This is a genomic window from Microbacterium sp. SS28 (assembly GCF_022761035.1).
Lineage (GTDB): Bacteria > Actinomycetota > Actinomycetes > Actinomycetales > Microbacteriaceae > Microbacterium.
Genome location: NZ_JAKWJP010000002.1, coordinates 605,942 through 617,516, shown reverse-complemented (window position 1 = coordinate 617,516; position 11,575 = coordinate 605,942). Strand labels below are relative to the sequence as shown.

General features: G+C 69.9%; 11 protein-coding genes and 1 tRNA gene. 9 read left to right on the top strand and 3 right to left on the bottom strand.

The genetic code is table 11. The features are described from left to right. The first annotated feature begins 61 nt into the window (after positions 1 to 61). Positions 62 to 1,159 (top strand): VIT1/CCC1 family protein, encoded by a 1,098-nt coding sequence (locus MJ607_RS08225; protein ID WP_243075074.1) that lies wholly within the window; start codon positions 62 to 64, stop codon positions 1,157 to 1,159. Between the two features lie 70 nt (positions 1,160 to 1,229). Then, positions 1,230 to 1,314, top strand: a tRNA-Leu gene (locus MJ607_RS08220). Positions 1,315 to 1,373: 59 nt separating this feature from the next. Here MJ607_RS08220 and MJ607_RS08215 read toward each other — a convergent pair. Then, a complete protein-coding gene (locus MJ607_RS08215; RefSeq protein ID WP_243075073.1) occupies positions 1,374 to 2,552 on the bottom strand; it encodes a DUF4349 domain-containing protein in 1,179 nt (392 codons plus the stop codon). Continuing rightward, on the bottom strand, positions 2,549 to 3,103 hold the full coding sequence (locus MJ607_RS08210; RefSeq protein ID WP_243075072.1) for an RNA polymerase sigma factor: 555 nt from the start codon (positions 3,101 to 3,103) through the stop codon (positions 2,549 to 2,551). The genes MJ607_RS08215 and MJ607_RS08210 overlap by 4 nt, the downstream gene beginning before the upstream one ends. 266 nt (positions 3,104 to 3,369) lie before the next feature. On the opposite strand from MJ607_RS08210, the gene MJ607_RS08205 reads away from it, so the two are divergent. The 7 genes from MJ607_RS08205 (at position 3,370) to MJ607_RS08175 (ending at position 11,010) form a co-directional block, all read left to right on the top strand. Next, the gene (locus MJ607_RS08205; RefSeq protein WP_243075071.1) at positions 3,370 to 4,446 is read left to right on the top strand and encodes a TerC/Alx family metal homeostasis membrane protein; all 1,077 of its coding nucleotides are present in this window, start codon (positions 3,370 to 3,372) and stop codon (positions 4,444 to 4,446) included. A gap of 161 nt (positions 4,447 to 4,607) precedes the next feature. Then, on the top strand, positions 4,608 to 6,071 hold the full coding sequence (leuC, locus tag MJ607_RS08200) for a 3-isopropylmalate dehydratase large subunit (protein ID WP_243075070.1): 1,464 nt from the start codon (positions 4,608 to 4,610) through the stop codon (positions 6,069 to 6,071). 1 nt (position 6,072) lies between these two features. Then, the gene (gene leuD / locus MJ607_RS08195) at positions 6,073 to 6,669 is read left to right on the top strand and encodes a 3-isopropylmalate dehydratase small subunit (RefSeq protein ID WP_243075069.1); all 597 of its coding nucleotides are present in this window, start codon (positions 6,073 to 6,075) and stop codon (positions 6,667 to 6,669) included. An 82-nt stretch (positions 6,670 to 6,751) separates the two neighbouring features. Beyond that, positions 6,752 to 8,122, top strand: a complete 1,371-nt coding sequence (murA, locus tag MJ607_RS08190) for a UDP-N-acetylglucosamine 1-carboxyvinyltransferase (protein ID WP_243075068.1) — start codon at positions 6,752 to 6,754, stop codon at positions 8,120 to 8,122. Positions 8,123 to 8,125: 3 nt separating this feature from the next. Beyond that, a complete protein-coding gene (locus MJ607_RS08185; protein ID WP_243075067.1) occupies positions 8,126 to 8,896 on the top strand; it encodes a 1-acyl-sn-glycerol-3-phosphate acyltransferase in 771 nt (256 codons plus the stop codon). Next, complete coding sequence (locus MJ607_RS08180; protein WP_243075066.1) at positions 8,886 to 10,019, top strand: NAD(P)H-dependent glycerol-3-phosphate dehydrogenase; 1,134 nt, start codon at positions 8,886 to 8,888, stop codon at positions 10,017 to 10,019. The genes MJ607_RS08185 and MJ607_RS08180 overlap by 11 nt, the downstream gene beginning before the upstream one ends. Next, complete coding sequence (locus MJ607_RS08175) at positions 9,919 to 11,010, top strand: D-alanine--D-alanine ligase family protein (protein WP_243075065.1); 1,092 nt, start codon at positions 9,919 to 9,921, stop codon at positions 11,008 to 11,010. The genes MJ607_RS08180 and MJ607_RS08175 overlap by 101 nt, the downstream gene beginning before the upstream one ends. Here the strand turns inward: MJ607_RS08175 and MJ607_RS08170 are convergent, their stop codons facing one another. After that, positions 11,011 to 11,505 (bottom strand): DUF3515 family protein, encoded by a 495-nt coding sequence (locus MJ607_RS08170; protein ID WP_243075064.1) that lies wholly within the window; start codon positions 11,503 to 11,505, stop codon positions 11,011 to 11,013. Positions 11,506 to 11,575: the final 70 nt, after the last annotated feature.

The window sequence follows — 11,575 nt, the reverse complement described above, 5'->3', positions numbered from 1 at the left end:
GCTCGCGCGGCCTCACTAGCGTGGAGGCATCCCACCCGCATCGCAGCCTTCGGAGGCTTCCTTGAGCGTGCCCGCAGCACCCACCGCCCGTGATCGACGTCGCTGGGCGCGGTATCTCGTCAGCGAGCGTGCCGAGGCGCGCGTCTACCGAGAACTCGCCGCCCGCAGGGTGGGGGAGGAGCGCGAGATCCTCCTCGCACTCGCCGAGGCCGAGGGACGGCACGAGGCGCACTGGCTGGGGCTGCTCGGCGGCGAGCCCGCGAGGCTCCCTCGACCGGGGCTGGGCACGAGCCTGCTCGCCTGGATGGCGCGGCGGTTCGGGTCGATCTTCGTGCTCGCGCTCGCACAGAACGCCGAGGGGCGATCGCCGTACGACGACGAGCCCTTCGCGACGCCCACGATGGCCGCGGACGAGAAGATCCACCACGAGGTCGTGCGGGGCCTCGCCGCCCGCGGACGCCGCCGGCTGTCCGGGACCTTCCGCGCCGCCGTCTTCGGCGCGAACGACGGCCTCGTGTCCAACCTCGCGCTCGTCATGGGCATCGGGGCGACGGGCGTCTCGTCGCAGTTCGTCCTCTTCAGCGGCGTCGCGGGACTCCTCGCGGGCGCCCTCTCGATGGGCGCGGGCGAGTTCGTCTCGGTGCGCTCGCAGCGCGAACTGCTCGAGGCGACCGAGCCGAACGGCTACGCGGACGCAGCGCTGCCGCATCTCGACATCGACGCCAACGAGCTCGCCCTCGTGTACCGCACGCGGGGCATGACCGAGGTCGACGCGCTCGCCCGCGCGCGCCGTGTCGTGGAGGCCGCCCGCACGCAGGACACCCAGAGCGCCCAGAGCACCTACACGGGCCCCGTCGCGACGACCGCGGGGCACGATGTCGTCGGCGGCGCGTGGGGCGCCGCGCTCTCGAGCTTCCTGTTCTTCAGCTCCGGCGCGATCATCCCGGTCCTCCCGTGGATCTTCGGGCTGTCGGGCCTCGCGGCGATCCTCCTGGCGCTGCTGCTCGTCGGGCTCGCGCTGCTCGCGACGGGTGCGGCCGTGGGCCTCCTCTCGGGCGCCCCGCCCCTTCGTCGCGCGCTGCGCCAGCTCGCGATCGGATTCGGCGCGGCCGCCGTCACGTACCTGCTCGGACTCGCCTTCGGAGTGACGATGGGCTGACCGTCGATTCTTCGGTTGGCGCGGAGCGTGATAGTGTCGTTCCTCGGTTGCGAAACCGAAAAAACTGAATGCGCGGGTGGCGGAATAGGTAGACGCGCTAGCTTGAGGTGCTAGTGCCCGCATAGGGCGTGGGGGTTCAAGTCCCCCCTCGCGCACAGAAATGAAGAAGGGCCCCCGAGAGGGGGCCCTTCTTCATTTCTGGATGCTTCTCAGGTCATTCCGCGGGCTTGGACGCCTCTGCAGCTTCGGCCGCGCGTTCTGCTGCGCGAGCCGCCCTGCGCTGCGTCCGGCGCCGCTTCACGGCCCGCGCGATGCCCCACACGGCGAGCGCGAGGACGGCCGCGACGGCGAGCCAGGGGAGCAGGAAGCCGACGGCCACCACGATGCCGTTGAGCGTCGCGACGAGGCCGTTCCAGCCGGCCACGAGACCGTCTGTGAACCCCGCGGGATCGGCTTCGACCGGCTCGGACTCCGGCACGAGCGTCACCGAGAGCGTCGCCATGTCGACCTGGCCCTCGAGCGACTCGAGCTGCTGCTGATACGACTCGAGGGTCGCCTGCCGTTCCGACAGCGCCGCCTCGGCCGCGATGAGGTCGGACAGGTCGCCCGCTTGCGCCATGAGCTCGATGAGGCGATCGACGGATGCCTGTGCCGCGTCGATCCGCGCCTGCAGGTCGATCGTCTGCTCCGTGACGTCCTGTCGGCTGACGGTCGACGCCGTGACCTCGCCGAGGCCCGAAAGCTCGTCGACCATCGTCGAGAGCTCGTCGGCGGGCACGCGCACGGTGATCCACGCGCCGTCGGGTGACGGATAGGGGTACGGATACGTGGAGTCGTAGACGACGCCGTTCGGGTCGACGGGGTAGACCTGCCCGCTCTGGCCGATGCTCATCGACTCGACGTAGCCGCCGTGCGCCTCGGCCGAGGCCGCGATCTCGCCGGCCGCCCCCGAGACGTCCTCGACGACGACCGTCGCCGACGCCGTCGTGATGATCGCGCGATCGGGCGCCGCGGCCTGGTCGGCGAGGGGGAGGGATGCCCCGTCGAGCTGCCCCGAGTCCCGAGCGCTCTCCTGCGTGAGGTCGGAGCCGCCCGCGACGTCGGGTGCGAGGGGGGCCGAGCCGGCCTCGTCCGTCGTGCTGCCCGCGCTCCCCACGGTGCCCGAGACGAGCGAGCCGACCGAGGGCGCGATGACGGCGGCCACGATGATGACGGCCGCAGCCGCGGACCCGCCGATCCACCAGCGTCGACGCCGCGTGCGTGCGGCGACGCGATCGTGCGCGATCCCCGCGAAGACCCGCGACTCGATGCGCTCGATCCTCTCGTCGGACAGCTCCGGCAGGCCGAGGTCGGGTCCGGCCGATGCGGGTGTGTCGTCGTGTGTCGTGTTCATGAGCTCTCCTCGACGGTCGTCCGCAGTCGCGTGCGGAGGCGGGAGAGACGATTGCGGACGACGCCGTGCGCGACGCCGAGCTCGTCGGCGGCAGCCTGGTAGGCGTAGCCCTCGGCGGCGCACAGGCGGAAGATCTCGCGATCGAGCGGGCTGAGCACCGCGACGGCGGCGAGGATCCGGTCGGCGAGGTCGGCGTCGATCACCTGCTGCTCGACGTCGACCGTCGCGGGCAGGTTCTCGTCGGCTTCGCCGGCAGTCCGGTCGCGGTCGCGGCGCTGGCGCCGGATGCGGTTCGCGGCCTGGAAGCGGCAGATCGTCGCGAGCCACGGCAGCAGCGACTCGCCTGCGAGCTCGAAGCCCGGGAGCTTCCGCCACGCCGCGAGGAACGTCTCCTGCGTGACGTCCTCCGCGTCCGCGGGATCGCCCACGAGACCGTGCGCGATCCAGTAGACGGGGCGGACGTACGCGCGGTACAGCGTGCGGAAGGCGATCTCGCTGCCACCCGCAGCCGCTTGCACCAACTGCCTGTCGGTGTCGTCGATCTCGGTCATCCCTGTCCGTTCAGCGAGGCCTGCGCCTCATTGTCTCTCACACATCAGGTGTCGGAACGGGGCTCGTCGTCTCACGCGGAAGCGGCATCCGTCATCTGCGCGAAACCCGCCGGGGCGTCCGTGCCGGTATCCTGAACCGATCGAGAGGGAGTATCCCGTTCTCGCGCGTCCGTCATCACGGGCACCCGCTGCTGGTGCCCCGGGCGCGCGCCGCTTCGGCGGGGGAGAGACTTTCGGTCCGTTGCGACCCTCTCCGAAAGGCTTTCATGACCTACGAGATCCCCGTCTGGTTCCAGGTCATCGCGCTCGTCGTGCTGACCCTGATCCTCATCGCCGATCTTCTGATCATCCTCAAGCGGCCACACATCCCCACGATGAAGGAGGCGACCCTGTGGGTCGTCTTCTACGTGTCGCTCGCGCTCGTGTTCGCCGTGATCCTCTACATGGTGACCGACAGCCCCGCGGCGATGGGAGAGTTCCTCGCGGGCTGGCTCACCGAGTACAGCCTGTCGATCGACAACCTCTTCGTCTTCGTGCTGATCATGGCTCAGTTCGCCGTGCCGCGGCGCTACCAGCAGGAAGTCCTGATGGTGGGAATCATCATCGCGCTCATCCTGCGGGCGATCTTCATCATGCTGGGCGCCGCGCTCATCGAGCAGTTCAGCTGGATCTTCTACATCTTCGGCGCCTTCCTCGTCTTCACGGCGTGGCGCCAGGCCTTCCCGAAGGCGCACGAGAACGACGCGGCCGCCGAGGCGGGCATCGTCCGCTTCACGCGTCGCTTCGTCGAGATCAGCGACCACTACGACGGCGCGAAGCTCCGCACCGTCGTGAACGGCAAGAAGATCTTCACGCCGATGATCCTCGTGTTCGTCGCGATCGGGTTCACCGACCTGATCTTCGCGATCGACTCGATCCCTGCGATCTTCGGCATCACGCAGAGCCCGTTCATCGTCTTCACGGCGAACCTCTTCGCGCTCATGGGTCTGCGGCAGCTCTACTTCCTGCTGGGCGGTCTCCTCGATCGCCTCAAGTACCTGCACTACGGCATCGCGTTCATCCTCGCGTTCATCGGCGTGAAGCTGTTCTTCCACGCCCTGCACACGAACGATCTCCCGTTCATCAACGGCGGCGAGCCCGTCGAGTGGGCGCCCGAGATCGGGACGTGGACGTCGCTCGTCGTGATCATCCTGTCGATGACGGTCGCGACGATCGCGAGCCTCATCTCGTCCTCGCGGGAGAAGAAGGCGACGACGGCGGATGCCGCGGCCTCCGCGGTCGCCGCAGAGAAGGGCACGCCGCCCACCGTGGCGCAGCCGCCGAGCGTCGACGACAAGGACTGACGCGCCTCGCGCTCCGAGCGATCCGCACCCGGTGGTAATCTTTCCGGGTGCGGATCGCTCGTCTTCTCCTTAGCGGCCGCGACGAGACCTCGTTCTGAGCCCCTCCTCGTCGCGGAGTCCGTTGCGGGCTTGATCCCCCATTCGAGGAGAACGACAGAGCAATGAGCACCCCTGTTTCCGACGCGGCCGGCATCCCCGATCGCCCCCGCACGCTGGCCGAGAAGGTCTGGGACGACCACCTCGTGGTCAAGGGCGAGAACGGCGAGCCCGACCTCATCTACATCGACCTGCACCTTGTCCACGAGGTGACCAGCCCGCAGGCCTTCGACGGCCTCCGCGCCGAGGGCCGACCCGTCCGGCGGCTCGATCTGACGATCGCGACCGAGGATCACAACACGCCGACGCTCGACATCGACAAGCCGATCGCCGACATCACGAGCCGCACGCAGATCGAGACGCTGCGTCGCAACGCCGCCGAGTTCGACGTGCGCCTGCACTCGCTCGGCGACAAGGAGCAGGGCATCGTCCACGTCGTGGGCCCGCAGCTGGGACTCACGATGCCGGGTATCACGGTCGTGTGCGGCGACTCGCACACCTCGACGCACGGAGCCTTCGGCGCGATGGCCTTCGGCATCGGCACGAGCGAGGTCGAGCACGTCCTCGCGACCCAGACGCTGCCGCTCAAGCCCTTCAAGACGATGGCGATCACGGTCGAGGGCGAGCTCAAGCCCGAGGTCACGGCCAAGGATGTCGTCCTCGCGATCATCGCGAAGATCGGCGCCAACGGGGGCCAGGGCTACGTCCTGGAGTTCCGCGGCAGCGCCGTCCGCTCCCTCTCGATGGAGGGGCGCATGACGATGTGCAACATGTCGATCGAGGCCGGCGCCCGCGCGGGCATGATCGCCCCCGACGAGACGACGTTCGAGTACGTCAAGGGCCGCGATCACGCGCCGAAGGGCCAGGACTGGGACGACGCCGTCGCGTACTGGCGGACGCTCCCCAGCGACGAGGGCGCCGTGTACGACGCCGAGGTCTTCCTCGACGCCGCCGAACTCGAGCCGTTCGTGACGTGGGGCACCAACCCGGGGCAGGGCGTGTCGCTCGGCGACGTCGTCCCGGCGCCCGAGCAGTTCAGCGACGCGAACGAGCGCGCCGCCGCCGAGCGCGCGCTCGAGTACATGGACCTGAAGGCCGGCACCCGACTGAAGGACGTCCCCGTCGACGCCGTCTTCATGGGCTCGTGCACCAACAGCCGCATTGAAGACCTCCGCGCGTTCGCCTCGGTGATCCAGGGCCGCACGAAGGCCCCCGGGGTCCGCGTCATGGTCGTGCCGGGCTCCGCGCGCGTGCGGCTGGAGGCCGAGGCCGAGGGTCTCGACAAGATCTTCACCGAGTTCGGCGCCGAGTGGCGGTTCGCCGGCTGCTCGATGTGCCTGGGCATGAACCCCGATCAGCTCGCCCCGGGCGAGCGGTGCGCCTCGACGAGCAATCGCAACTTCGAGGGCCGCCAGGGCAAGGGCGGACGCACGCACCTCGTCTCGCCGCTCGTCGCCGCGGCGACCGCCGTGCGCGGCACGCTGTCGAGTCCCGGCGATCTGCCGGCTCTGGTCGGAGCGGAGGCCTGACATGGACAAGTTCACGACGCACACCGGCATCGCGGCGCCCCTGCAGCGCTCCGCGGTCGACACCGACCAGATCATCCCGGCCGTGTACCTCAAGCGGGTCACGAAGACCGGCTTCGACGACGCGCTCTTCGCCAGCTGGCGGCAGGACCCCGAGTTCGTCCTGAACCAGGCGGCCTACGCCGGCGCGTCGATCCTCGTGGCGGGACCGGACTTCGGCACCGGCTCGAGCCGTGAGCACGCTGTCTGGGCACTGCGCGACTTCGGCTTCCGGGTCGTTCTGAGCCCCCGCTTCGCCGACATCTTCCGCGGCAACTCGGGCAAGCAGGGCCTCGTGACGGGGGTCATCTCCGACGCGGATCTCGCGGCGATCTGGGCTGCGATCGACGCGGAGCCGGGAATCGAGATGACGGTCGACCTCGAGTCGCGTACGGCGTCGATCGGCGATCTCCGGGTGTCATTCGAGATCGACGACTACACTAGGTGGCGCCTTCTCGAGGGTCTCGACGACATCGGGCTGACTCTGCGCAACGAGGACAGGATCTCCCAGTTCGAGGCTCGGCGCGAGGCGTGGCGGCCTCGCACCCTCCCGATTCCGTAAGCTGAGACGTTCACGTCTCGCGAGGCTGTGCCCCACCAGGGCGAGCCGCGCCCCTCGACACCGACAAGTGAGGTCCCACCGGATGAACACACTCCTGAGCGACTCGGCGCATCCGAAGGCAGCGGAGAAGGAATTGTCCGGCGACACCATTGCGATCCGCGGCGGCCGGCCCCTCACAGGTCGCGTCGAGGTCAAGGGCGCGAAGAACCTCGCGACGAAGGCGATGGTCGCGGCGCTCCTGGGCGAGACGACGAGCACGCTGCGGGATGTGCCCGACATCAGCGACGTCCAGGTCGTGCGCTCTCTGCTCGAGGTGCACGGCGTGGCGGTCGTCGACGGCGAGGAGGACGGCGTCCTCCACCTCGACCCGAGCGGCGCGGTCTCGGCCCACATGGAGGAGATCGACGCCCACGCGGGCGCCTCCCGCATCCCGATCCTCTTCTGCGGACCGCTGCTGCACCTGCTCGGTCAGGCGTTCATCCCCGACTTGGGCGGCTGCCGCATCGGCGACCGGCCCATCGACTTCCACCTCGATGCGCTGCGCGCGTTCGGGGCCGTGGTCGACAAGCTCCCGAGCGGCATCCGCCTCTCGGCGCCCGAGGGCCTGCACGGCGCCGACATCGAGCTCCCGTACCCGAGCGTCGGCGCGACGGAGCAGGTGCTGCTCACGGCGGTCCGCGCGCGTGGCACGACCGAGCTGCGCAACGCGGCGATCGAGCCCGAGATCATGGATCTCATCGCGGTGCTGCAGAAGATGGGCGCGATCATCTCGTACGAGCCCAACCGGGTCATCGTCATCGAGGGCGTCGACTCGCTCCGCGGGTACGACCACCGATGCATCTTCGACCGCAACGAGGCGGCATCGTGGGCCTGCGCGGCGCTCGCGACCGACGGCGACATCTTCGTCGGCGGCGCCAAGCAGCAGGAGATGCTGACCTTCCTCAACGTCTTCCGCAAGGCGGGCGGCTGGTTCGAAGTGCACGAGGACGGCATCCAGTTCCGCCGTGAGGGCGCGCTCAAGCCCGTCATCGTCGAGACCGACGTGCACCCCGGGTTCATGACGGACTGGCAGCAGCCCCTCATCGTCGCGCTGACGCAGGCCGAGGGTGAGTCGATCGTCCACGAGACCGTGTACGAGAACCGCTTCGGCTTCACGCAGGCGCTCGTACAGATGGGCGCCGACATCGTCGTGCACCCGCACGGACTCGAGGGCGGGGCGCGCCGCGTACCGCGTCGCGAGCTCGAGCAGGCCGCCGTCATCACGGGCCCGACGCCCCTGCACGGCGCCGACATCGTCGTCCCCGACCTCCGCGGCGGGTACAGCCACGTCATCGCGGCGCTCGCAGCCGAAGGCGAGTCGGTCGTCCGCAACGTCGGGATCATCCGCCGCGGCTACGAGAAGCTGTTCGCCAAGCTCGACGCGCTCGGCGCCGACTTCACCGTCATCGAGTAGACGGTGGCCGGGTCCTCGCCACGGCTGCGCGCGTCGACGGAGAAGTCGCGCCCGAGCATCTTCTGGCCCCTCGCGGCGGTCATCGCACCGCTCATAGCGCTCGTGTTCAAGCTCGAGATCGAAGGCGCCGAGAACCTGCCCCGCGAAGGCGCCTATGTCCTGGCTCCCAACCACTACTCCGAGTCCGATCCGCTCGCGGTCGCCCTCGCCGTGTGGAAGGCGGGGCGCGCCCCGCGCTTCATGGCCAAGGAATCGCTCTTCCGCATCCCCGTGCTCGGCTGGATCCTGCGCGTCACGGGCATGGTCCCCGTCGCGCGATCCTCGTCCGCGGCATCCGCTCGCCAGACCCTCGAGACCTCCGAGAATCTCGTCGAGCTCGGCCGCGGTGTGATCGTCTACCCCGAGGGCACGCTCACGCGCGACCCCGGCATGTGGCCCATGCGCGGCAAGACGGGTGCCGTCCGGCTCGCGCTCGCGGGCGACATCCCGCTCATCCCGATGGCCCAGTGGGGCTGCCAGGCGGTGCTTCCGCGGTACGGCAAGCTCAAGCTGTGGCCCCTTCGTCGCCCCGTGCGCGTCATCATCGGCAAGCCCGTCGACCTTTCGGCGTTCCGCGCGCAGGACAGCCAGCCTGCGGGCCTCGTGGCGGCGACCGATGTCGTGATGGACGCGATCGCGCAGCTGCTGTCGCGAGTGCGCGACGAGCCGGCTCCTGCCGAACGCTGGAATCCGGCCGATCACGGGCAGAAGGAGACGGGTCGCCTTGAGCCGTAGACAGGAGCCGCCCCTCCGCATCGCCGTCGTCGGCGCGGGAAGCTGGGGGACGACGTTCGGCAAGATCCTCGCCGATGGTGGCGCAAGCGTCACGATGTGGGCGCGACGCCCCGAGCTCGCCCACGAGATCGACGAGGGCAAGCGCAACAGCCAGTACCTCCCCGGCATCAACCTGCCGCGCGAGATGTCGGCGACCCACCACCTTTCCGAGGCGCTCGAAGGCGCCGAGCAGGTGTACCTGTCGGTGCCGAGCCAGGCGCTGCGGCAGAACCTCAAGGCCGTGCGGCCCCTCGTCTCGAAGTCCGACGTGCCGATCGTGTCGCTCATGAAGGGCGTCGAGCGGCAGACCGGCCTGCGCATGAGCCAGGTCATCCAGCAGGAGCTCGACTGCGATCCCTCGCGCATCGCCGTGGCCTCGGGCCCGAACCTCGCGCTCGAGATCGCGCGTGAGCAGCCCACAGCCGCCGTCATCGCCTCGACGAGCCAGGAGACCGCCGAGGCCATCGCGCGTCGAGCCCGCAACCGGTACTTCCGCTCCTTCGTCAACACCGACGTCATCGGCACCGAGTTCGGCGGCGTGCTCAAGAACCTCATCGCCGTCGCGATCGGCATCGTCGACGGCGTCGGCTACGGCGAGAACACGAAGGCGTCGATCATCACGCGCGGCCTCGTCGAGATGACCGACTTCGCCGTCGCCCAGGGCGCGCACCCCGAGACGCTGCAGGGCCTCGCGGGCCTCGGCGACCTCATCGCGACCTGCCAGTCGCCCCTCAGCCGGAACAACACCGCCGGGCGCCTGCTCGGTCAGGGCTACCGCTTCGACGACGTCGTCAAGCAGATGAATCAGACGGCGGAGGGCCTCGCGTCCGTCGCTCCCGTGCTGCAGCTGGCCAAGGAGGCGGGCATCGAGATGCCGATCGTCGAACAGGTCAAGCGCGTGCTCGACGGGACGATGGATCCGCGCGAGATCGCCCCGCACCTGACGACCGATGACGACGAGCCGAAGGGCGAGAGGACGCAGAATGGACAAGCCGGCGGTGGTGGTGCTCTTTGGAGGTCGATCCAGCGAACACTCGATCAGCTCCGCAACAGCGGGCGGCGTCCTCCGCGCGATCAACCGTGACCGCTTCGGCGTGATCCCGGTCGGGATCACGCGCGACGGCGTCTTCGTGCTCGAGGACGACGACCCCGACAAGTTCGCCCTCGACGCGGCGCATCTGCCCGAGGTCGTCGACAACGGCACGCGCATCGTCTGGCCCGAGGGCGGCGCCGACCGCACGCTGCGCGTGCGCCTGGCCGACGGCTCGGTCGAGCCGATCGGCGAGGTCGACGTCGTGCTGCCGATCCTGCACGGCCTGCACGGCGAGGACGGCACCGTCCAGGGCTTCTTCGACACGCTCGGGCTTCCCTACGCGGGCGGCGGGGTCCTCGACTCCGCGCTGTGCATGGACAAGCACTTCATGAAGATCGTGCTGCAGGCGGCCGGTGTCGCGGTCTCGCCGTGGGTCACGGTCACGCGGGCGCGCTGGGCTGCCGATCCGGAAGCGATCCGGGCGGATGCCGCGGCTCTGGGCGAGCCCGTCTTCGTCAAGCCCGCCCGCGCCGGGTCGAGCGTCGGCGTCTCGAAGGTGCACGACGCCTCCGAGCTCGACGACGCCCTCGCTCTCGCGTTCGCCGAGGACGACAAGGTGCTCATCGAGACCGCGATCGTGGGCCGCGAGGTCGAGGTCGCCGTGCTCGAGGGTCGCGGCGGGGGAGCGACCCGCGCGTCGCTGCCGGGCGAGATCGTCCTCACGACGCGCGAGTTCTACGACTTCGAGGGCAAGTACCTCGGCGGGGACGGCGCCGAGGTCGTGTGCCCCGCCGATCTGACCGACGACGAGATCGCGGCGATCCAGCGGCTCGGGGTCGAGGCGTTCGACGCCGTCGGCGGGCGCGGGCTCGCGCGCGTGGACTTCTTCCTGACGCCCGAGGGTCTCTACGTCAACGAGCTCAACACGATGCCCGGCTTCACGCCGATCTCGATGTTCCCGAAGTGCTGGCTCGCATCCGGGATGACCTACCCCGAGCTCATCTCGGAGCTCGTCGACACGGCGCTCGAGCGCACGGCCTGATCAGCCCGTCGCGTCGTCCTGCTCCGTGATCGGCGCCTCGGGCGCCGTGCACTGGGAGGTCTCAGGAAGCTGGGAGATCGCGATCGAGAGCTGATCGAGCACGACGTTCGGCGAGACGACATCGTTGTCGACGTACACCTCGACGGCGGGTGTGCGCCCGAAGCTCGTGAGGCGGTATCTCGGCGGCTCCGACTCGTCGACGAGCCAGTCCACTCCGCCGACCGTGATGCAGCGCAGCGTCGAGGGCCCCGGAGGCTCGAGACCGCACGTCAGGAGGATGACGGCGGGGTCGCCCCACGCGCCTGTCGCCTGCGCATCAGTCCAGCGCCGCTCCTGGCCGTCCACCGTGTCGGGGAGGCGCACGACGACGTCCGCGCAGGCCGGGTCGTTCGCGAGCTCCGCGGGCGTGAGCGCGACGTTGCTGCTGCAGCCCGCAAGCGCTCCCGCCGCGGCGACGGCGAGCAGCGCAGCGAGGAGTCTGCGGGGCGCGGTCATCCCTCCAGGCTAACCGCGCCGACGGCGGTCCACGGACGCGGCCCGTGCGGGCGGGCGGCTAGTTTGGAGG

Excerpts from the sequence above, each read along its gene's own strand:
- MJ607_RS08215 (WP_243075073.1), bottom strand. The coding sequence starts at position 2,552 with ATGAACACGACACACGACGACACACCCGCATCGGCCGGACCCGACCTC.
- MJ607_RS08210 (WP_243075072.1), bottom strand. The coding sequence starts at position 3,103 with ATGACCGAGATCGACGACACCGACAGGCAGTTGGTGCAAGCGGCTGCG.
- MJ607_RS08205 (WP_243075071.1), top strand. The coding sequence starts at position 3,370 with ATGACCTACGAGATCCCCGTCTGGTTCCAGGTCATCGCGCTCGTCGTG.
- leuC (WP_243075070.1), top strand. The coding sequence starts at position 4,608 with ATGAGCACCCCTGTTTCCGACGCGGCCGGCATCCCCGATCGCCCCCGC.
- leuD (WP_243075069.1), top strand. The coding sequence starts at position 6,073 with ATGGACAAGTTCACGACGCACACCGGCATCGCGGCGCCCCTGCAGCGC.
- murA (WP_243075068.1), top strand. The coding sequence starts at position 6,752 with ATGAACACACTCCTGAGCGACTCGGCGCATCCGAAGGCAGCGGAGAAG.
- MJ607_RS08175 (WP_243075065.1), top strand. The coding sequence starts at position 9,919 with ATGGACAAGCCGGCGGTGGTGGTGCTCTTTGGAGGTCGATCCAGCGAA.
- MJ607_RS08170 (WP_243075064.1), bottom strand. The coding sequence starts at position 11,505 with ATGACCGCGCCCCGCAGACTCCTCGCTGCGCTGCTCGCCGTCGCCGCG.